The organism is Bradyrhizobium tropiciagri (genome assembly GCF_001189845.1).
Lineage (GTDB): Bacteria > Pseudomonadota > Alphaproteobacteria > Rhizobiales > Xanthobacteraceae > Bradyrhizobium > Bradyrhizobium tropiciagri.
Window position 1 is genome coordinate 59482 of sequence record NZ_LFLZ01000038.1, and the last position, 21786, is coordinate 81267.

General features: G+C 65.8%; 16 protein-coding genes and 2 pseudogenes. 17 read left to right on the plus strand and 1 reads right to left on the minus strand.

All coding sequences use genetic code 11. The features are described 5' to 3' along the window. Window positions 1–23: 23 nt before the first annotated feature. Window positions 24–1758, minus strand: a pseudogene (gene ybaL, locus AKN84_RS26740) (YbaL family putative K(+) efflux transporter). Window positions 1759–1871: 113 nt separating this feature from the next. Between ybaL and AKN84_RS26745 the strand changes: the two are divergent. The 17 genes and pseudogenes from AKN84_RS26745 to AKN84_RS26825 all read left to right on the plus strand — a co-directional run bounded on the left by AKN84_RS26745 (window position 1872) and on the right by AKN84_RS26825 (window position 21603). After that, window positions 1872–2537 carry an HAD family hydrolase gene (locus AKN84_RS26745; protein WP_050423556.1) on the plus strand — a complete coding sequence of 222 codons (666 nt, stop codon included), beginning with the start codon at window positions 1872–1874 and terminating at the stop codon, window positions 2535–2537. A 9-nt stretch (window positions 2538–2546) separates the two neighbouring features. Beyond that, window positions 2547–3500: a sugar-binding transcriptional regulator gene (locus tag AKN84_RS26750; RefSeq protein ID WP_050423557.1), complete on the plus strand. Its 954-nt coding sequence runs from the start codon at window positions 2547–2549 to the stop codon at window positions 3498–3500. 366 nt (window positions 3501–3866) lie between these two features. Further along, complete coding sequence (locus tag AKN84_RS26755) at window positions 3867–5180, plus strand: ABC transporter substrate-binding protein (RefSeq protein ID WP_050423559.1); 1314 nt, start codon at window positions 3867–3869, stop codon at window positions 5178–5180. A 135-nt stretch (window positions 5181–5315) separates the two neighbouring features. Next, complete coding sequence (locus tag AKN84_RS26760; RefSeq protein WP_050423560.1) at window positions 5316–6188, plus strand: carbohydrate ABC transporter permease; 873 nt, start codon at window positions 5316–5318, stop codon at window positions 6186–6188. A gap of 4 nt (window positions 6189–6192) precedes the next feature. Next, window positions 6193–7023 (plus strand): carbohydrate ABC transporter permease, encoded by an 831-nt coding sequence (locus AKN84_RS26765; protein ID WP_050423561.1) that lies wholly within the window; start codon window positions 6193–6195, stop codon window positions 7021–7023. 15 nt (window positions 7024–7038) lie between these two features. Continuing rightward, window positions 7039–8046 (plus strand): ABC transporter ATP-binding protein, encoded by a 1008-nt coding sequence (locus AKN84_RS26770; RefSeq protein WP_050423562.1) that lies wholly within the window; start codon window positions 7039–7041, stop codon window positions 8044–8046. A gap of 159 nt (window positions 8047–8205) precedes the next feature. Then, window positions 8206–8979 carry an SDR family NAD(P)-dependent oxidoreductase gene (locus AKN84_RS26775; protein WP_050423563.1) on the plus strand — a complete coding sequence of 258 codons (774 nt, stop codon included), beginning with the start codon at window positions 8206–8208 and terminating at the stop codon, window positions 8977–8979. 118 nt (window positions 8980–9097) lie between these two features. Then, complete coding sequence (locus AKN84_RS26780) at window positions 9098–10747, plus strand: FGGY-family carbohydrate kinase (RefSeq protein ID WP_050423564.1); 1650 nt, start codon at window positions 9098–9100, stop codon at window positions 10745–10747. Window positions 10748–10756: 9 nt separating this feature from the next. Further along, window positions 10757–11694, plus strand: a pseudogene (locus tag AKN84_RS26785) (carbohydrate kinase family protein). Between the two features lie 82 nt (window positions 11695–11776). Further along, the gene (locus AKN84_RS26790; protein WP_050423565.1) at window positions 11777–13207 is read left to right on the plus strand and encodes an amidase; all 1431 of its coding nucleotides are present in this window, start codon (window positions 11777–11779) and stop codon (window positions 13205–13207) included. A 76-nt stretch (window positions 13208–13283) separates the two neighbouring features. Beyond that, window positions 13284–14234 (plus strand): ABC transporter permease, encoded by a 951-nt coding sequence (locus tag AKN84_RS26795; RefSeq protein ID WP_050423567.1) that lies wholly within the window; start codon window positions 13284–13286, stop codon window positions 14232–14234. Next, complete coding sequence (locus tag AKN84_RS26800; protein WP_050423568.1) at window positions 14231–15127, plus strand: ABC transporter permease; 897 nt, start codon at window positions 14231–14233, stop codon at window positions 15125–15127. The genes AKN84_RS26795 and AKN84_RS26800 overlap by 4 nt, the downstream gene beginning before the upstream one ends. Window positions 15128–15129: 2 nt before the next feature. Next, window positions 15130–16128 carry an ABC transporter ATP-binding protein gene (locus tag AKN84_RS26805; RefSeq protein ID WP_050423569.1) on the plus strand — a complete coding sequence of 333 codons (999 nt, stop codon included), beginning with the start codon at window positions 15130–15132 and terminating at the stop codon, window positions 16126–16128. Then, a complete protein-coding gene (locus AKN84_RS26810; protein ID WP_050423570.1) occupies window positions 16125–17153 on the plus strand; it encodes an ABC transporter ATP-binding protein in 1029 nt (342 codons plus the stop codon). The genes AKN84_RS26805 and AKN84_RS26810 overlap by 4 nt, the downstream gene beginning before the upstream one ends. A 56-nt stretch (window positions 17154–17209) precedes the next feature. After that, window positions 17210–18700: an ABC transporter substrate-binding protein gene (locus AKN84_RS26815; protein ID WP_050423571.1), complete on the plus strand. Its 1491-nt coding sequence runs from the start codon at window positions 17210–17212 to the stop codon at window positions 18698–18700. A gap of 415 nt (window positions 18701–19115) precedes the next feature. After that, a complete protein-coding gene (locus tag AKN84_RS26820; RefSeq protein ID WP_050423572.1) occupies window positions 19116–20825 on the plus strand; it encodes a pyrroloquinoline quinone-dependent dehydrogenase in 1710 nt (569 codons plus the stop codon). A gap of 238 nt (window positions 20826–21063) precedes the next feature. Further along, the gene (locus AKN84_RS26825) at window positions 21064–21603 is read left to right on the plus strand and encodes a c-type cytochrome (protein ID WP_244485499.1); all 540 of its coding nucleotides are present in this window, start codon (window positions 21064–21066) and stop codon (window positions 21601–21603) included. The last annotated feature ends 183 nt before the right edge of the window (window positions 21604–21786 follow it).

The window sequence follows — 21786 nt, forward strand, 5'->3', positions numbered from 1 at the left end:
CTGACCGGGTGCGCGCCGTCACCTCAGGCTGCGGAATCTTCCCTGGCCGCCGGCGGATGTTGCGTGACCACGGCTGCGTGTCTCCGGTCGAGCTCCTCGATCATGCCGCGGGCGATCTCGCGCTCGCCCATGATCACGATGTCGGCCCCGAGCCCCTTCAGATGATCGACCTCGGCATCGGAATGCGCGCGCGCAATGATCTGGATGTCGGCATTCGCGGCGCGGGCCTGCTCGACGATCTGTCCGGCCTCGAATGCTTCGGGAATCGCGATGACCAGCGACCGCGCGGCGGCCGGATTGGTGGCGCGCAGCACGCTGGCGCGCGCGGCGTTGCCCATCAGGGTTTCGATGCCGCGCTGCTTGAGTTTTGCGACCATGTCGTCGGACGCCTCGACCGCGAGGAACGGCGCGTTGCGCTCGTGCAAGGCATCGCCCACGATGCTGCCGACCCGGCCGTAGCCGACCAGAATGGTGTGGTCCTGCAAGTCTGTGGTCGGGATCGGCTCTGATGTCGCGGCAGCCGGCGAGGCGATCTCCGGCTTTTCGAGCCGGGCCGTCAGCCAGTCGACCACCGCGAATACCAGCGGGTTGAGCATGATCGAGAAGATCGCGCCGGCCAGGATCAGGTCGCGGCCGCCTTCGGCAGCAGGTTGAGGGCGACGCGAGCTCGGCGAGGATGAAGGAGAATTCGCCGATCTGGGCGAGGCTCGCCGAGATCATCAACGCGGTCGCCATCGGATGCCGGAACAGCACGACGATCAAGAGCGCGGCGAGCGATTTACCGACCACGATGACGAACAGGGTAGCTACGAACGGCCATGGCTCGCGCACCACGCTGAGCGGATCGAACAGCATGCCGACGGAGACGAAGAACAGCACCGCGAAGGCGTCGCGCAGCGGCAACGTCTCTTGGGCCGCGCGCTGGCTGAGCGGCGATTCCCGCAGCATCATCCCGGCGAAGAAGGCGCCGAGCGCGAGCGAAACCCCGAACAGCTTGGTGGCGCCGAAGGCGATGCAGAGCGCGATCGCTAGCACGGTTAGCCGGAACAGCTCGCGCGAGCCGGTGTGCGCGATATAGTGCAGCACCCATGGGATGAGCCGGCGTCCGACCACCAGCATCAGCGCGATGAACACGGCGATCTTGATCAGCGTCAGCACCAGCACGCCGGTCAGCCCGAGGCCGAAGCGGGCGGCGAGCGGATCGGAGACGAGCGCTGCGCCGTCGCCGCCGCCCTGGAAGCTCGCCACCGCCGGGAACAGCACCAGCGCGAGCACCATGGCGAGGTCTTCGACGATCAGCCAGCCGACCGCGATCTTGCCGCGTTCGGTGTCCATCAGGCGGCGCTCCTGCAGCGCGCGCAACAGGACGACGGTACTTGCGACTGATAGCGCGAGCCCGAACACCAGACCGGCGCCGACGGTCCAGCCCATCAGCAATGCGAGGGCGAGACCCATCAATGTCGCGACGGCGATCTGCGCGACCGCGCCGGGCACCGCGATCGCGCGCACCGACAGCAGATCGTTCAGCGAGAAATGCAGGCCGACGCCGAACATCAGCAGGATGATACCAAGCTCGGCGAGTTCGGTGGCGAGCGCCTGATCGGCGACGAAGCCGGGCGTGAACGGACCGACGGCGACGCCCGCGAGGAGATAGCCGACCAGCGGCGGAACCCGGAAGCGCTGGGCGATGGTTCCGAAGACGAAGGCGAGGCCGAGGCCCGCGACGACGGTCGCGATCAGAGGTGTGTCATGCGGCATTTCGCCTTGTCGCACAGCATCCTTGGCGGTGCACCGCGACCATTTGAGGCGCGGCATTCCGCGCGAAACTGTGATCTATTGCTCATGGCGTGAGCATATGATCTCATGCCGGGATGGATGCGCGGCTTCCCGAGACCGAACTGGTCATCTTCGACTGCGACGGCGTGCTCGTCGACAGCGAGGAATTGAGTTGCCGCTGCCTCGCCGAGGCGCTGGATCATATCGGCATCGAGATGAGCACCGAGCGGGCGCTCGAGCTCTTTCTCGGCCGCAGCACCGCGGCCTTGCTCGACTATTGCCGGGACTTGGGAAAGCCGTTGCCCGCGACGTTCCTGCCTGAACTGGCGCTGAAGGTGCGTGAGACCTTCCGTGCCCGGCTCAAGCCGATCGCCGGCATCGCGGCGGTGCTTGCGGAATTGCATCTGCCGTATTGTGTCGCCTCATCGAGCGATCTCGAGCGGGTGAAGTTCTCGCTGGAGCTGACCGGTCTTGCGTCGAGCTTCGGACAACGTCTCTACACCGCGCAGATGGTCAGGCACGGTAAGCCGGCGCCGGATCTGTTTCTGCACGCGGCCAGCGCGATGGCGGCCGAGCCGCGCCGCACGCTTGTCATCGAGGACAGCGTCAGCGGGGTGACCGCCGCAAAGGCCGCGGGCATGAAAGTGTGGGGATTTGTCGGCGGCGCCCACTATCGGTTGGCGGACGGCAGTGCTCTGCTGCGGCAGGCCGGGGCGGATCGAATCTTCGCCGCGATGAATGATTTCTGGATGGAAGGCTGACACAGGACGATGGCTGCGCCCGACAACGAAAAGTCCCGTCTCGACGACGCGGCGCGCGCCGGCTGGCTGTATTTCATCGCCGGCCACACCCAGGACGAAATTGCAAAAATGCTGCAGGTGTCGCGCGCCTCGGCGCAGCGCCTGGTGTCGCTGTGCCTGGCCGAGCGGCTGATCACGTTCCGGCTCGAGCATCCGATCGCGGCCTGCATGGAGCTGGCCTCGCGGCTGAAGGAACGGTTCGACCTGGTGCATTGCGACGTGGTGCCGACTGATCCGGCGGCGCCGCTGTCGAATGCAGGGATTGCCGAGCGCAGCGCCAATCTGCTGGAGATGACGCTGCGCTCGGAGACGCCGGTCATCGTCGCGCTCGGCACCGGCCGCGCGGTGCGCGCCGCGGTCGAACGGGTCTCACCGATCGAACGGCCCGATCACCAGATCGTCTCGCTGGTCGGCAACATCTCCGCCGACGGCTCGGCGAGCTTCTACGACACGGTGGGACGGCTGGCCGATCGCACCGGCGCGCGCCACTACCCGATGCCGCTGCCGTTTTTGATGTCGAGCGAGGACGAGCGCAACCGCATGGTCCGCATCGATCCGATCGCGCGGGTGAGGGCGGTCGCCGCCAAGGCCGATCTGCGGCTGATAGGCATCGGCCAGATGGACCAGAAGGCCCAGGTCCATGTCGACGGCTTCGTCACCCGCGAGGAGCTGCTGGAGATGATGCGGCTCGGCGCGGTCGGCGAGGTGACCGGCTGGGCCTATGACGCCAAGGGCCGCCTGATCAAGGGCGGCACCAACAAGCGCCTGACCAGCGTTCCGCCGCAGATCCCCGCGGTCTCGACCACGATCGCCGCCGCCGTCGGCGTCGCCAAGGTGCCGTCGATCAAGGCGGCATTGGCGGGCCGGGTGATCAACGGCCTGATCACGGATGAGGCGACCGCACGCGCCGTGCTGGATCGATAGAATCGGTGCGCTGTACTTCACCTCGCCCCGCCTGCGGGGAGAGGTCGGAATGCATCGCCAGATGCATTCCGGGTGAGGGGGAGTCTCCACGCATTCCTCTGCTTTCGTATGCGCGGAGAGGGTCCCTCACCCCAACCCTCTCCCCGTGAAGAACGGGGCGAGGGAGCGCAGTCGCGTCGCGGTTGCAGTTCAACTTCTCAGCACTGGTCGCTCTCTTCGCGTCCGCAAAAACCTCCCTTCCAGCGTGCAGTGGAACCCGCAATCGCGCGGGACGGCACCACCCGCGCGCTTGACAAATTTTGGCGGCAGTATGAACATACGCTCAACACGTGGGCATATGCTCAACGTGACATAAGGGAGGTCACCTTGAAAAACGTCCTTTGCGCCGTTGCGGGCGCGGCTGCTCTTTTGATCTCTGCCCCCTCGATCGCCCAGACCACGCTGACGGTGGCGACCGTCAACAACGGCGACATGATCCGCATGCAGGGGCTCACCAGCGAATTCACCGCGAAGAATCCCGACATATCAGTCAAATGGGTGACGCTCGAGGAGAACGTGCTGCGCCAGCGCGTGACCACCGACATCGCCACCAAGGGCGGTCAGTTCGACGTGCTCACCATCGGCACCTATGAGGTCCCGATCTGGGCCAAGAAGAGCTGGCTGGTGCCGCTCGATAAGCTCGGCGCCGATTACGACGTCAATGACCTGCTGCCAAAGATCAGGGATGCGGTCTCGGTCGACGGCAAGCTCTACGCCGCGCCGTTCTACGGCGAGAGCTCGATGGTGATGTACCGCACCGACCTGTTCGACAAGGCCGGCCTGAAGATGCCGGACAGCCCGACCTGGGATTTCGTGGTCGATGCGGCGAAGAAGCTCACCGACAAATCAGCCGGTGTCTACGGCATCTGCCTGCGCGGCAAGGCCGGCTGGGGTGAGAACATGGCGTTCCTGACCGCGATGGCCAATTCCTTCGGCGCGCGCTGGTTCGACGAGAAGTGGGAGCCGCAGTTCAACTCGCCGGAATGGAAGAAGACGCTCACGACTTATGTCGACCTGATGAAGCAGGCCGGCCCTCCCGGCGCCAGCTCCAACGGTTTCAACGAGAACCTCGCTTTGTTCAACGCCGGCAAATGCGCAATGTGGATCGACGCCACGGTGGCGGCGTCCTTCGTGACCAACCCCGCGCAGTCCACGGTCGCCGGCAACGTCGGCTTCGCGCTGGCGCCGAACACCGGCCTCGGCAAGAACGCCAACTGGCTGTGGGCGTGGTCACTGGCGATCCCCGCCGGCTCGAAAAAGGTCGATGCGGCCGAGAAGTTCATCGCCTGGGCGACCAGCAAGGATTATTCCAAGCTCGTCGCGTCCAGGGAAGGCTGGTCCAACGTGCCTCCGGGAACACGGGCCTCGCTGTACCAGAATCCCGAGTATCTGAAGGCAGCGCCGTTCGCCAAGATGACCTTGGCCTCAATCGATGCGGCTGATCCGAGCCACCCGACCGTGAAGCCGGTGCCTTACGTCGGCGTGCAATATGCGGCGATCCCTGAATTCCAGGGCATCGGCACCCAGGTGGGCCAGCAGTTCTCGGCCGCGCTGTCCGGCTCGACCACCGTCGATGCGGCGCTGTCAGCTGCGCAGTCCGCGACCGAGCGCGAGATGAAGCGCGCGGGCTATGTCAAATAATCCACGCGACCCGATCGCCAGGGCGTATCAAGCGCCCTGGCCGCCGACCAGCTTAGACCTCCCGAGCTGGATCACTCGCGACCATCCTGTCCCGCAGCGGGATGGTCGCTCCTTTCCTTGAAGAAGGAGGCGGGGATGGCGACCCAGCAGACCCAACTGCTCGCACGTACACTGCTCACGCCGGCGGTGGCGCTGCTGTTCATCTGGATGATCGTGCCGCTGGCGCTCACGCTCTACTTCGCGACCCTGCACTACAACCTGCTGGATCCCGGCTCCGAATCCTTCGTCGGCCTGGAGAACTTCCGCTACTTCCTGACCGACCCGGCCTTCCTCGCCTCGCTGCAGAACACGCTGGTGCTGGTCGGCTCGGTGCTCGCGATCACGATCATCCTCGGCGTGCCGCTGGCGTTATTGCTCGACCAGCAGGTGGTCGGGCTCTCGATCGTCCGGTTGATGGTGATCGCGCCGTTCTTCGTCATGCCGACGGTGAGCGCGCTGGTCTGGAAGAACCTCTTGATGCATCCGGTGTCGGGCCTGTTCGCCTGGATCGCGCATCTGTTCGGGCTGCCGGCGATCGACTGGTTCAACGATGCGCCGCTGTTCGCGGTGATCCTGATCATCTCCTGGCAGTGGTTGCCGTTCGCGACCCTGATCCTCTTGACCGCGCTGCAATCGCTCGACGAGGAGCAGAAGGAGGCGGCCGAGATGGACGGCGCGAGCGCGATCTCGACCTTCATCTACATCACGCTGCCGCACTTAGCGCGCCCGATCACGGTGGTAATCCTGATCGAGACCATCTTCCTGCTCACGGTGTTCGCCGAAATCTTCGTCACCACGGGCGGCGGGCCCGGCCTGCAGACCACCAACATCGCTTTCCTGATCTATTCGCAGGCGCTGATCCAGTACGATGTCGGCAGCGCTTCGGCGGGCGGCCTGGTCGCGGTCGTGCTCGCCAACATCGTCGCGTTCTTCCTCGTTCGTATCGTCGGCCGGAATCTGGAGGCGTAACGTCATGGCGCGGATGGTCACGACACGGAACAAGGTGATCTCGACGGCAGCGGCCTGGCTGGTCGGCTTCCTGATCTTCTTCCCGATCCTCTGGATGGTGCTGGCGAGCTTCAAGACCGAGCTTGAAGCGTTCGCGATCCCGCCGTCGTTCCTGTTCTTCCACTGGACCACGGAGAACTACGTCACGGTGCAGGAGCGCAGCGACTATTTCCACCATGCGCTCAATTCGATCATCATCGCCGGCGGCTCGACCCTGATCGCGATGCTGATCGCAATCCCGGCGGCGTGGTCGATGGCGTTCTCGCCGACCAAGCGCACCAAGGACGTGCTGCTCTGGATGCTCTCCACCAAGATGATGCCGCCGGTCGGCGTGCTGGTGCCGATCTATTTGATCTTCCGGACCGTCGGCCTGCTCGACACCCGGACCGGACTGGTCTTCATCCTGTGCCTCGGCAACCTGCCGATCGTGATCTGGATGCTGTTCACCTATTTCAAGGAGATCCCGAAGGACATCTTAGAGGCGGCGCGGATGGACGGCGCCACGATCGGCCGCGAGCTGATCTACGTGCTGACGCCGATGGCGGTGCCGGGGCTCGCCTCGACCCTGTTGCTCAACCTGATCCTGGCGTGGAACGAGGCGTTCTGGACTCTCAATCTGTCGACGCTCGAGGCCGCGCCGCTCACCGTGTTCATCGCATCCTATTCCAGCCCGGAAGGATTGTTCTGGGCGAAATTGTCGGCGGCGTCGACGCTCGCGATCGCGCCCATTCTCGTGCTCGGCTGGTTCAGTCAGCGGCAGCTCGTTCGCGGCCTGACCTTCGGCGCGGTCAAGTAGCAGAAAGGCTTTTCCATGGGTCAGATTACGCTGCAGGGTGTGCAAAAATCGTTCGGGCCGGTCCACATCATCAAGGGCGCCGACCTCGACATCGCCGATGGCTCCTTCGTGGTCTTCGTCGGCCCGTCCGGCTGCGGCAAGACCACGCTGCTGCGGCTGATCGCAGGACTCGAGGATGTCACCGGCGGCGCCATCCTGATCGATGGCCGCAACGTGGTCGATGTGCCGCCGGCCAAGCGCGGCCTGTCGATGGTGTTCCAGTCCTACGCGCTCTATCCGCATATGAGCGTGCGCGGCAACATCGCGTTCGGCCTGAAGATGGCCGGCATCGCCAAGGACGAGATCAACCGCAAGGTCGAGGCCGCCGCGGCGACGCTCAACCTCACGCCCTATCTCGACCGCAAGCCGCGCGAGCTGTCCGGTGGCCAGCGCCAGCGCGTCGCGATCGGCCGCGCCATCGTGCGCGAGCCGAAGGCGTTCCTGTTCGACGAGCCGCTGTCGAACCTCGACGCCGCGCTGCGCGTGCAGATGCGGCTCGAGGTGACGCGCCTGCAGAAGCAGCTCGGCACCACGGCGATCTACGTGACCCACGACCAGGTCGAGGCCATGACCATGGCCGACAAGATCGTGGTGCTCAACGGTGGCAAGATCGAGCAATATGGCTCGCCGCTCGAACTCTACGAGAAGCCGGCCAACCTGTTCGTCGCCGGTTTCATCGGTTCGCCGAAGATGAACTTCGTCACCGGCGATCTGGCGAAGCAGCAGGGTGCCGCGACCATCGGCGTGCGGCCGGAGCATCTGAAGGTCGAGCGCGACGGGCAGGGCGGCTGGCACGGCACGGTCTCGGTCGCCGAGCATCTCGGCAGCGATACGTTTCTCTATGTCGACGCCGGGCCGCAGGGAATGCTGACCGCGCGCTACATCGGCGAGCTCGACCTGCATCCCGGCGACAAGGTGTCGCTGATCCCGGATCCGGCGCGCATCCATCGTTTCGACGACAGCGGCAAATCGATCCACGCGTAGAGCATGATCCGGACCCGGAGAGCCGCGTTAGCGCAAAGTGTGAAGCGGTTTTCCGAACAGATCATGCTCAGAAAAGCACGGACGGTCTCCGCCGTCGATCTCGCTCTGGCCGGGGCGGCACGCCCGCGAAACGCGGGCTCTAGGCAAAGGAAGAAGAAAATGTATCTCGAGAAATTCAAGCTCGGCGGCAAGACCGCCATCATCACCGGCGCGGGTCAGGGCATCGGGCTCGCCTGCGCCGAAGCGCTGGCGGAAGCCGGCGCCAAGGTCATCATCGGCGATCGCGACGCCAAGGTCGCCAATGATGCGCAGGCCACGCTGAAGGCCAAGGGCTTCGACACCGATATCGCGCTGATGGACGTGACGGATTCCGGCCGCGTCTCGGCGGTCGCCGACGAGCTGGTGCGCAAGTACGGCAAGGTCGACATCCTCGTCAACAATGCCGGCATCGCGCGCAGCGAGACGCCGGCCGAGACCGTGACCGACGAGCACTGGCTCAATGTCATCGACGTCAATCTGAACGGCACCTTCTGGTGCTGCCGCGCCTTCGGCAATCACATGCTGAAGGCCAAATCCGGCACCATCGTCAATGTCGGCTCGATGTCCGGCTTCATCGTCAACAAGCCGCAGGAACAATGCTTCTACAACGCCTCCAAGGCCGCGGTGCATCATTTGACCAAGTCGCTCGCCGCCGAATGGGGCGCGCGCGGGGTCCGCGTCAACGCGGTGGCGCCGACCTATATCGAGACGCCGCTGAACGCTTTTGTGAAGAACAGCCCCAAAATGTACGACGCCTGGATCGGTGGAACCCCGATGGGCCGGATGGGCCAGGTCGACGAGATCGCCTCCGTTGTCTTGTTCCTTGCCTCCGAGGCCGCAAGCCTGATGACCGGAAGCATCGTTCTGGTCGATGGCGGTTACACTTGCTGGTAGGCTCGCGTCGAAGCATGATCCGGATAATTGGGGACCGGTTTTCCGGACGATGCTGACACAAGATGTGCGAGCGCGATGACGTTCCCAAGCAACGGCGTCGCGTTCTGACGGAGCGAAAATGCGGCAAGCCTATATCGGGGTGGACGTCGGGAGCACCAGCGCCCGCGCGGGAGTGTTCGACGAGACCGGCAAGCTATTGGGTTCGGCCCGGCATCCGATCCGGGTCTGGCATGAGCCCGGCGATATCGTCGAGCAATCGTCCGACGACATCTGGGCGGCCTGCGTCGCCTCCGTCCGCAACGCGATGCGGGAGGCGGCAGTTGCCGCCGAGCAGGTCAAGGGCATCGGCTTCGACGCGACCTGCTCGCTGGTCGTGCTTGACCGGGAAGGGCGGCCGCTCACCGTCAGCCCGTCCGGCGATCCCGCGCGCAACGTCGTGGTCTGGATGGACCACCGCGCGATGGACGAGACCGAATTCGTCAACGCGACCGGCGACCGCGTGCTGCGCTATGTCGGCGGCGCCATCTCGCCGGAGATGGAGATCCCGAAGATCCTGTGGCTGAAGCGGCATCTGCCCGCGACCTTCGAGGCCGCCGGGCATTTCTTCGACCTCGCCGACTATCTCTCGTTCCGCGCCACCGGCTCGTTGGCGCGCTCGACCTGCACGGTCACCTGCAAATGGACCTATGTCGCGGGCGAGGGCGGCTGGAGCGAACCCTTCCTGAAGCGGGTCGGGCTGGAGGCGCTCGCAGCCGATCGTTTTGGGCGCATCGGCACCGAGATCGTACCGCCCGGCTCGCCGCTCGGTCGCGGGCTGTCGGAGGATGCCGCGCGTGATCTTGGCCTGATGCCGGGAACCGCCGTCGGCGCATCGCTCATCGATGCCCATGCCGGCGGCGTCGGCGCGATCGGCGGGCGCGACGGCTCCGGCGCTGAGGTCGATGTCTGCCAGCGATTGGCCTACATCATGGGGACGTCGGCGTGCATCATGGCGACCACCGTCGAGCCCTGCTTTGTGCCCGGCGTCTGGGGCCCGTATTTCGAAGGCATGGTGCCGGGCTTCTGGCTCAACGAGGGCGGCCAGTCCGCCGCGGGGGCCGCGATCGATCATCTGCTCAGATCGCATCCGGCGCATGCCGAGGTGCAAGTCGCGGCGAAGAACGACGGCGTCGACGTCATCGAGTATCTCGAGAAGCGCATCCTGGCGCGCAGCGGCAACGCCGGCGCGGCCGCGCTGCTCGCGCGCAACGTTCACGTCCTGCCTGAGTTTCTCGGCAACCGCTCGCCCTATGCCGATCCCGGCTCGCGCGCGGTGATCGCGGGGCTCGATCTCGACACCGACGTGTCGGCGCTGGAGCGGCTGTTCATCGCCGGCCTGTGCGGCCTGGCCTACGGCCTCGCCGATGTCATCGACGCCCTGCAGGCCCATGGCGTCAGCGGCAAGACCATCGTGATCGGCGGCGGCGCAAGCCGCAGCCCGCTGGTGCGCCAGATCATGGCCGACACGACAGGCTACACCGTGGCATTGCCGCAGACGCAAGAACCCGTATTGCTCGGTGCCGCGATGCTCGGCGCGGTCGCCAGCGGTGCGCATCATTCGATCAACTCTGCAATGGCCGGCATGTCGGCGCTCGGGCGGTTGAGCGAGCCGACCCGGCCCGAGCTTGCCGATTTCCACCGCAGGAAGCGCGGCGCGCACAAGATGCTGCGGGCGCTCGATCGCGACAGCCGCGAGGCGATGAAGCGGGCCGGTGAGGCGCTGGCTTAAGGTGTTTGCATGCTGCTGAGTTGCGGAGATGCGCTGATCGATTTCCTGCCGTCACGGACGGCGGATGGGCGCGAAGCCATGACGCCGGCGGTCGGCGGCTCCTGCCTCAACATCGCGATCGGCAGCGCGCGGCTCGATGTGCCCACCGGCTTTGTCGGCGGCATCGCGACCGACACGTTCGGCCGGATGATCGCCGATCATGCCGCGGCTTCGGGCGTCGATCTCAGCCGCGCGACGCGCAGCGACGACCAGGCCACGCTGGCCTTTGCGCGCGTCACCGGCACCGAGACCCAATACGCCTTCTATGACGCCGACACCGCAGCGCGGAACTGGACCTACCGGCGCGATGCGATCGCGCTCGACGGCGTCACCTGCCTTCACACCGGCTCGACCACGCTGGTCCATGACAAGGGCGCAGCCGAGACACTGGCCTTCATCGAGGATATCAGGGCCAACGTGACGATCTCGCTCGATCCGAATTGCCGGCCGAATTTGGTCAGGGACAAGGACGCCTATCGCGTCCGCATGCTGGCGTTTTGCGGCAAGGCCGATATCGTCAAAATGTCCGACGTCGACTTCGCCTATCTGTTCGGCGATGAGCCTATGCCGCGCGGGCCGGGGCGCTGCTGTCGGCCGGCGCGTCGCTCGTCGTCATCACGCGCGGCAACGAGGGTGCCTCTGCCTGGCATCAAAAGGCTGGACCGATCGACGTCAAGGCGCCGGTCGTGAATGTCGTGGATACGATCGGCGCCGGCGACTCTTGTCAGGCGGCGCTGCTCGCCGCGTTGCACCGGCTCGATCGCATCACGCGGCAGCGGCTGCGCGACATCTCCGCCGCCGAGCTCACGCGCGCACTGGCCTTTGCCTGCAAATGTGCCGCCTTCACCTGCACCCGCGCGGGCGCCGATCCGCCGCGGAGCCGGGAGCTGCCTGCCGATTATTGGTAAGCCATGCGCCTGAGGCGATGGACTTGCCGCACCGGGCGCGGCACGATGCTGTGATCGAAGACCGATGCGAGCGCGTGCCCGAATGAGCGACGATCTGTGCCTGCTGTCAGCCGTTGAGCTTCGCGCGCGCATCGCCGCCAAGGACGTGTCGCCGGTCGAGATCACCCAAGCGGTGCTCGCCCGCGCCGAGCGGCTGCAGCCGGAATTGAACTGCTTCATCACGCTGTGCGGCGACGAGGCGATGGCGCAGGCGAAGGCCGCGGAGCGCCAGGTGATGGCCGGCGAGCCGCTCGGCCTGCTGCACGGCATCCCCTTCACCGTGAAGGACATCGTCAGCACCAAGGGCGTGCGCACGACCTTCGGCGCGGTGCCTTACAAGAACAACGTACCCGATCATGACGCCGTGGCGGTGGCCCGGCTCCGTGCGCAGGGCGGAATATTGCTCGGCAAGACCACGACGCCGGAGTTCGGCAGCAAGTGCCTGACCGACTCGCCGCTGTTCGGCCGCACCCGCAATGCGTGGAGCGCCGAGCGCTCGTCTGGCGGCTCCAGTGGCGGCGCGGCGGTGGCGGTCGCGAGCGGCATCGCGCCGCTGGCGGTTGCGACCGATGGCGGCGGCTCGACCCGGATTCCCGCGGCCTGCAACGGCGTGGTCGGGATCAAGCAGAGCAACGGCGTGATTCCGCACAGCCAAGTGCAGGACGCCTTCGGCAACCAGACCTACGTCACGCCGACCACGCGCACCGTCGCCGACACCGCGCTGATGATGCAGGCGATGGCCGGCGAGGACCCGTCCGATCCCTGGTCGATCGGCGTGCCGGTGCCCGATTATCTCGACCTTGCCGCGCCGCGCGGTGACCTCAAGGGAAGGCGGGTGCTGTTCTGCCTTTCGCCGCCGGGCCGCCCGGTGACCGCCGATGTCGCTGCCACGTTCAAGGCGAGCCTCGATCGGCTAGCCGGCCTGGGTGCGGAACTCGAGGAATTCTCCGGCGACGGTTTCGACATCGAGCCGATCTGGCGCGCCATCAATCACACGGTCTGGCGCACCCGTTTCGACAAGCTTGCGGCCGATCATCCCGATGAGTTCAGCCCGACCTTCCTGAAGCAGCTCGCGCTCGCCGCGAAGGTGAGCGGCGTCGACTACCAGCAGGCGATGTTCGACCGCACCGCGCTGTTCCGCCGCGTGCAGTCGCTGCTCGCGCGCGGCGACCTCTTGGCAATGCCGACCCTGACGCGCACGGCGCTGCCGATCGATCAGGATCTGTTCGGCACCATCGAGATCGACGGCCAGAGCTTCGACAGCGTGCGGCCGCACTGGTTTCCCTGGACCATGCTGTTCAACATGACCGGGCATCCCGCGGTCAGCATTCCCGCGGGCTTCGGCCGCGACGGCCTGCCGATCGGCCTGCATCTGGTCGGCCGCTTCCGGGCCGATGCGGAACTCTTGCGCGTCGCGGCGCTGTTCGAACAGGCGAGCGATCTGCTCGGGCGCTGGCCCGTCGTCGCGTCGTGAATGGCGCGGCGAAGGGCTTGCATTCGATCGCGAACATGTTGAAACCTGCAGCCTGTTCCTCACTGTTCGGGCGGGCATGAGCGTATTCTTCCTGCGGCGGATCCTGACCCTGGTGGCGACGCTGGTCGCGGCCTCGCTGATCATTTTCCTGGTGCTCGATGCGCTGCCCGGCAATGCCGCGCAGATGCTGATGGGCGCCGACGCCTCGCCCGATGCGGTGCACGCGCTCACCGTCAAGCTCGGGCTCGATCAGCCGCTGACAGTTCGCTACCTGCTCTGGCTCAAGGGCATGGCGGTCGGCGATCTCGGCAACAGCTATGTCTACGGCACGCCGGTGGCCGGCCTGATCGCAGAGCGGCTGGTGCTGACCATCCCGCTCGCGATCATGTCGATGCTGATCACCGTGGTGCTGGCGCTCGCCGCCGGCATCTACACCGCGGCCAACCACAACAAGCTCGGTGATGTCGGCGTGATGTCGCTGACCCAGGTCGGCATCGCGCTGCCGAATTTCTGGTTCGCGATCCTCTTGATCCTGCTGTTCTCCGTGAAGCTGCAATTGCTGTCGGCCGGCGGGTTTGCCGGCTGGGATGACGGCATCTGGACTGGAATTCGCTCGCTGCTGCTGCCCGCGATCTCGCTCGCGGTGGTGCAGGCCGCGATCCTTGCCCGCGTCACCCGCTCGGCGATGCTTGAGGTGCTGCGCGAGGATTTCGTCCGCACCGCGCGCGCAAAGGGGCTCGGCAAGCGCGAGGTGCTGTGGCGTCACGTGCTGCGCAACGCGATGATCCCGGTCATGACAGTCATGGGCCTGCAATTCGCCAATCTCCTGGCCGGCACCATCGTGATCGAGAACGTGTTCTATTTGCCGGGCCTCGGACGGCTGATCTTCCAGTCGATCGCCAACCGCGACCTGATCGTGGTGCGCAACTGCGTGATGCTGCTGGCGGCGATGGTCGTGATCGTCAATTTCGTGGTCGATGTGCTCTATGCCTTCATCGACCCGCGCATCAAGGTTTCCAACCTGTGAGCGCGCCGCTGACCGCACCCGCCGGCACGGCGGCGATCCCACCGGGCGCGCGGCCTGTGACCGGCTTCTGGCGCCGCGCGCTGCGCCACCGCAGCTTCGTGCTCGGCGCGGTGCTCAGTCTGTTCGTGCTCGGCGCGGCGCTGCTGTCGCTGGTCTGGACGCCGTGGTCGGCTTACGACATCGATGTCGCGTCAAAACTGCACCCGCCGTCGGCGGCGCACTGGCTCGGCACCGATGTGCTCGGCCGCGACATCGTCTCGCTGCTCCTGGTCGGCGCGCGCTCCACCATCATGGTCGGCGTCATTGCGGTGGGTATCGGCCTGAGCTTCGGCGTTGGCCTCGGCCTGGTCGCGGCTGCGCGCAAGGGCTGGACCGAGGAGCTCATCATGCGGATGAGCGACTTCACCTTCGCCTTTCCCGCGGTGCTGTCGGCGATCATGCTCGCCGCGGTCGCGGGGCCGGGCATGGTGACGTCGATCACCGCGATCGGCATCTTTCAGATCCCGACCTTCGTTCGCGTCACCCGCGGCTCGGCCAACGCGATCTGGGCCCGCGAGTTCGTGCTGGCCGCGCGCGCCGCGGGCAAGGGCTCATTCCGCATCACGATCGAGCATGTGCTGCCGAACATCCTGTCGATCCTGATCGTGCAGGCGACGATCCAGTTCGCGCTCGCAATCCTCGCCGAGGCCGCGCTGTCCTATCTCGGGCTCGGCACCCAGCCGCCGCAGCCGTCCTGGGGCCGCATGCTCAACGACGCGCAAACGCTGCTGTTCCAGTCGCCGATGCTCGCGGTCTATCCGGGTGCCGCGATCGCGATCGCGGTGCTCGGGCTCAATCTGCTCGGCGACGGCTTGCGCGATCTGCTCGATCCGCGTCTGGCGCGGGAGCGTTGAGCATGAGCGACGCGCCGCTGATCGAGGTGAAGGACCTGGGCGTCCGGCTCAACACCAGCCACGGCCCGGCGCAGGCCGTGCGCGGCGTCAGCTTCGCGCTTCGCCGCGGCGAGACGCTCGGGCTGGTCGGCGAATCCGGCTGCGGCAAGTCGGTCACGGCGCTGGCCCTGATGGGGTTGCTGCCGGACAGTGCCGTGATCAGCGGCAGCATCCGGCTCGACGGCGCGGAACTCGTCGGACTGCCGGATACGGCTTACTGCAGGCTGCGCGGCAACCGCATCAGCATGATCTTCCAGGAGCCGATGACCGCGCTCAATCCGATGCACACGATCGGGCACCAGGTCGCCGAGCCCCTGCTGCGCCACACCGGTGTCTCGGCGGCCGAAGCACGGCACGAGGCCATCGCCTTGCTCGATCGCGTCGGCCTGCCCGATGCCGCGAAGCGGGTCGATGCCTATCCGCACCAGTTCTCCGGCGGCCAGCGCCAGCGCATCACGATCGCGATGGCGCTGGCCTGCCAGCCCGATGTGCTGATCGCCGACGAGCCGACCACCGCCCTCGACGTCACGATCCAGGGTCAGATCCTCGATCTGATCGCCAGCCTCGTCGAGGAGCGCGGCATGTCGATGATCCTGATCTCGCACGATCTCGGCGTGATCGCCGAGAACGTCGAGCGCATGATGGTGATGTATGGCGGCACCGTTGTCGAAAGCGGCGAGACCAATGCCGTGTTCACGCGGATGGGCCATCCCTACACGCAGGGCCTGTTCCGCGCCCGCCCGCGGCTTGGCGCGCGCAAGGGGACGCGGCTCAAGACCATCGCCGGCACCGTGCCGGAGCTGGCCGACCTGCCCGCGGGCTGCACCTTTGCCGATCGCTGCACGATCGCCGAAGCGCGCTGCCGCGCGGCGCTGCCGGCCGTAGTCGATGTCGGCGCCGCGCACGGCGTGCGCTGCATCAGGACCGACGTCTCGATGGACGCCGGGGGCGTCGGCGCATGACAATGCCGGACCAGCCTTCACCCGCAACGCCGCTGCTCGCGGTCACGGACCTCGCGCAACGCTACACGCTGCCGCGTGAAAGCCTGTTCAAGCCGGCGGCGCAGGTGCACGCGCTCAACGGCGTCACGGCGCAGGTCATGCCGGGCAGGAGCCTCGGCGTCGTCGGCGAATCCGGGTCGGGCAAATCGACCTTTGCGCGGCTGGTGATGGCGCTGGAGCGGCCGTCGTCAGGACAGGTCTCGCTGCTCGGCCGCGACCTCAACCGGATGCCGCCGGATGAATTGCGCCGCGCCCGCCGCGATTTCCAGATGGTGTTCCAGGATCCCTATGGCTCACTCGATCCGCGGCAGACCATCGCGCGCATCGTGGCCGAGCCGCTGACCGCGCTCGGCCGCATGGATCGCGTGACCTTGCGCGAACGCGTCGCCACGGTGCTGCGCCAGGTCGGGCTGCGCGATGCCGACATGGACAAGTTTCCGCACGAATTCTCCGGCGGCCAGCGCCAGCGCATCGCGATCGCGCGCGCGCTGATCACCCAGCCGAAGCTGATCGTCGCCGACGAGCCGGTCTCGGCACTCGACGTCTCGGTGCAGGCGCAGGTGCTCAATTTGATGCAGGATCTGCAGGACGAGTTTGGCCTGAGCTACATCCTGATCAGCCACGACCTCGCGGTGGTCGATCTGCTTTGCGACGAGATCGCGGTGATGTATCTCGGGCGGATCGTCGAGCAGGGGCGGCCCGCCGATCTGTTCGCGCACAGCGCCCATCCCTATACGCGCGCGCTGCTGGATGCGGTTCCACGGGCGCGGGCCGGGGGTGTCCGGCGGCGCCGCGGCGCGCAGGCGATCGGCTCGCAGGCGTCGGCCGCGGCCGGATGCCCTTACGCGCCGCGCTGTCCCCTGGCCGACCAGCATTGTCGCGAGACCGCGCCTGCGCTACGCAATGTCGGAGACGCCCATCTGGCGGCCTGCCATCACGCCGAAGCCGTGATGGCGCTGCCGCCCGTGGTCGCCGAGGCCGGTTAGTCTTTTAGGTGAGGTTGACCTAGGCCGATCAAAGAGCACGTCCGGGGAGCAGACCAATGTTGAGGAAATTGTGCGTCATCGCGGCCGCTGCCGCACTCGTTGCAGCGCCGCTGCCGAGCCTCGCGCAGGGCAAGAAGGACAGCGTCGTGATGGGCATGACGCTGGAGCCGCCGGGCCTCGATCCCACCAACGCGGCGGCCGCGGCGATCGCCGAAGTCACGCTCTATAACGTCTATGAGACGCTGACCAAGATCAACGAGGACGGCTCGGTGTCGCCACTGCTCGCCGAGAGCTGGCAGGCGTCAGCCGATCTCAAGACCTACACGTTCAAGCTCCGCAAGGGCGTCAAATTCCACAATGCCGAGCCGTTCGATTCCGCCGCGGTGAAGTTCTCGTTCGACCGTGCCGCGGCGCCGACCTCGACCAACAAGGACAAGAGCCTGTACCAGGCCTTCGCATCGGTGACGGCGCCCGATCCGGAGACCGTCGTCGTCGCGTTGAAATATTCCGAGCCGAACCTGCCGTTCCTGCTCGGCCAGGCGTCAGGCTCGATCGTCGAGCCGAAGAGCGCGCCGACCGATGCGACGCAGCCGGTCGGCACCGGTCCCTACACGCTCGGCAGCTGGGCCAAGGGCTCGTCGATCACGCTGGTGAAATGGCCCGACTATCGCAACGCCGCCGCGATCAAGCTCGCCAAGGTGACGATCCGCTTCATCGGCGATCCGGCCGCGCAGGTCGCGGCGCTGCTGTCGGGCGACGTCGACGCTTTTCCGCGGGTCGGTGCGGCGCGCAGCCTTGCGCAGTTCAGGGCCGATCCGCGCTTCAGCGTTCTGATCGGCGGCTCCAAGGCCAAGACCATCGTCGGCATCAACGAGCGCAAGAAGCCGCTCGACGACGTCAGGGTTCGCCGCGCCATCCTGGCCGCGATCGACCGCAAGGCGATGATCGATGGCGCGGTCGACGGCTTTGGCACGCCGATCGGCAGCTTCTACACCCCGGGATCGCCCGGCTATGTCGATACCACCGGCATCAATCCCTACGATCCGGAATTGGCCAAGAAGCTGCTGGCGGAAGCCGGCGTCAAGACGCCGCTCGAACTCAGCCTCAGGCTGCCGCCGCCGGCCTATGCGCGACAGGGCGGCGAGATCCTCGCGGCGCAGCTCGCCAAGGTCGGCATCATTGCCAAGATCGAGAACGTGGAATGGGCGCAGTGGCTGTCGCAAGTCTTCACCGGCCCGCACAATTACGACCTCACCATCGTCTCGCATGTCGAGCCGTTCGACCTCGTGAAGCTGACCGAGCCGGACTACTATCTCGGCTACAAGTCCGAGGCGTTCAATGCGCTCTATCAGCAGATCATGGCGACGCCGGACGAGGCTGGCCGCGCCAAACTGCTCGGCGACGCGCAGCGGATGCTGGCGAGCGATGCGGTGGCCGGCTTCCTGTTTCAGCCGCAATGGATCACGATCGCCAGCAAGAAGCTGAAGGGCGTGTGGAAGGAAGTCCCGCAGTTCGAGAATGATTTCTCGGCCTGGTCCTGGGAGTAGGCGATCGCGCCGGCGAGAGCGATGGCCTCCGCCGGCGCTGCTCCCCGCGCGATGCCGTCGCTTGACGCGTAGTCTCATTTTGCGTGCTGCGCTTGCGAAGGCAAATTCGTCCGGCGACGCACGCATGCGCTGCAAGTGACCGATATCGCTTGGGTTGATGCTTGCCCGGCATCATTGCGTTTCGCCCGCACGAATGCACGCCGTTCCGGCTTCGCATTGAGCGCATCGATTGTCTTTGTGAAGGACAGCGCTAACATGAACCTGTCCATCGATACCTGTCGTCGTCTTTTTGACTATCTATTGCAGCGCAACCGGATCACGCAACGATGTGCGCTCGCTCCGGCGGCCAGGCCTCGAAGGCGAAGTAGCGAACACCATCCCTAATATTCCAACCAAGAAATAACGGGGGAAAATCATGCATGTGAAAGGGCTTGCGGCATTTGCCGCAGCGGTCGGCGTTGGCCTGTTGTCCGGCGCCGCCATCGCACAGGAAGTCAAGCAGGAGAAGCAGTCGGTCCTCGGCAACGCCAATGTCCCGCCGGTGACCCAGGAGCAGCTCAACGCCGCCGACAAGAACAGCAAGGACTTCCTGCTCACCAACGGCAATTACGCCCAGACGCGGTTTTATCCGGGCAAGCAGATCAGCCGCGACAATGTGAAGAACCTGCACGTCGCCTGGATCTTCCAGACCGACGTCAAGGAATCGCTCGAGACATCGCCGATCGTCGTCGACGGCGTGATGTATGTCACGACGTCGTTCAGCCATGTCTATGCGCTGGACGCCAAGACCGGCCAGCAGCTCTGGCACTATGCGCACAAGATGGGTCCGATCACCGTCTATTGCTGCGGTCCCAACAATCGCGGCGTCCAGGTGCTCGGCGACCGGGTCTATCTGGCGACGCTGGATTCCAAGCTGATGGCCCTGAATGCCAAGACCGGCGAGGTGGTGTGGACCACCAACATCGCCGATCCCGAGCTCGGCTACAGCGAGACGATGGCGCCGACCGTGGTCAAGGACAAGGTCTTGATCGGCACCAATGGCGGCGAATACGGCATCCGCGGCTTCGTGCGCGCCTATGATGCCAAGACCGGCAAGCAGCTCTGGAATTTCAACACCATTCCGGAGAGCTCGGTCGGCGTCTGGGCGACCAAGGACGCCACCGGACGCGACATGCATCGCAACATCCAGGCCGAGAAGGACATGCTCGCCAAGATCGGCGATCCCTATGCCAAGCTCGGCGGCGGCGTGTGGCAGAACCCGTCGGTCGATCTCGCGACCAACCGGATCTACTTCGTCGTCGGCAACCCGTCGCCCGACCTCGACGGCTCGAACCGGCCCGGCGACAACCTCTACACCAACTCGATGGTGTCGCTCGATCTCGATACCGGCAAGTATGTCTGCCATTTCCAGTACATCGCCCATGACGTGTGGGACCTCGACGCGGTCAGCCCGACGGTGCTGGTCGACGTCAAGGACAAGGGCGGCAAGACCATTCCCGGCGTCATTCATGCCGGCAAGACCGGGCACATCTATGTGCACGATCGCAAGGACTGCAGCCTGATCCGCTTCTCCGAGGCGATGGTGCCGCAGGAGAACATGTGGGTGCTGCCGACCAAGGAAGGCGCGCGCATGCTGCCGGGCGCCAATGGCGGTGTCGAATGGTCGCCGATCGCGACTGACCCGGGGCAAGAGCTCGCTTATGCGATCAACCTGCACCAGCCCATGCACTACCGTGTCGAGAGCTCGCCCTATCCAAACGGGAAGCTGTGGCTGGGTGGCGCCTTTACTGCGATCCCCGGTGAACAGCAATCCGGCAACATCACAGCCGTGAACTACAACACCGGCAAGATCAAGTGGCAGGTCAAGACGCCAGAGCCGATGATCGGCGGTATCCTCGCCACCGCCGGCGGTCTGGTGTTCACCGGTGAAGGCAACGGCAAGTTCGCGGCCTACAATTCCTCCACCGGCAAGGAACTGTGGAGCTTCCGCGCCGGCGCCGGCGTCAATGCGCCGCCGTCGAGCTACATGGTCGGCGGCAAGCAGTATATCGTGGTCGGTGCGGGCGGCAACACCCAGGTCGACTTCAAGCGCGGCAACAACATCATCGCCTTCACGCTCGACTGAGCCGGGGCGCGGTGCATAAATCACGCCTGTACAGATTGACGTTGAAGCGGGACCCGTTTGGTCCCGCTTCTGTTTCTTCGGATGAGAGATCAGCCCGCGTCATTGCGAGCGAAGCGAAGCAATCCATCGTGCCGCGTACGTGGAGGCCTGGATTGCTTCGTCGCTACCGCTCCTCGCAATGACGGGAGATACAGCGCTTCGGAATCAACTCATGTTCGGTAAATTAGCGATTTGCACTATGGCGCTGTTTTTGCTTGCGGCGCAGGCCTGCGCGGAGACGATCGAGGACAAGGTCGCTGTCTGCGCTGGCTGCCACGGCGCCGACGGCAAGCCGGTCGACAAGACCATTCCGACGATCTGGGGCCAGCAGGCCGGCTATCTCTACATCCAGCTTCGCGATTTCAAGCGCGGCGACCGCAAGAGCGAGATCATGCAGCCGATCGCGACCCAGTTCGAGCGCGATGACATGCTGGCGATCGCGGAATACTTCTCGCAGAAGCCATGGCCAGACCTCGGCCAGCCGCGCGCGCCCAAGGACGTCGCGGCGAAGGCGGTCGCAGCCAGCGCTTCGGTCGGTTGCCCGGCCTGCCACCTCGATCGCTTCCAGGGCGACGGTACGGTGCCGCGGCTTGCCGGCATGGGACGCGATTATCTTGCGAAAACCATCGCCGATTTCCGCACCCGCGCGCGCGGCAACAATCCCGGCATGTCAGACCTGATGCTGGCGACGTCGCCCGATGACCTCGCCGCGCTGGTGGACTATCTGGCTGGGCTTTGAGGCGCGAAGTCTTGTCCTGCGGGCAAGGAGCAGTGCAGCCAGGGCGCGGACTCATTTGGACGCAGCCATAGCCATCACGGGGCTCTGGCCGAACGCAGCGCTGCTGGCCCGGTCCCAGCTTCGGTGCTTTTGGACGGAAGCCGACATCAATCAACCGACAAACTCAGCCGAAACCGTCGAGAA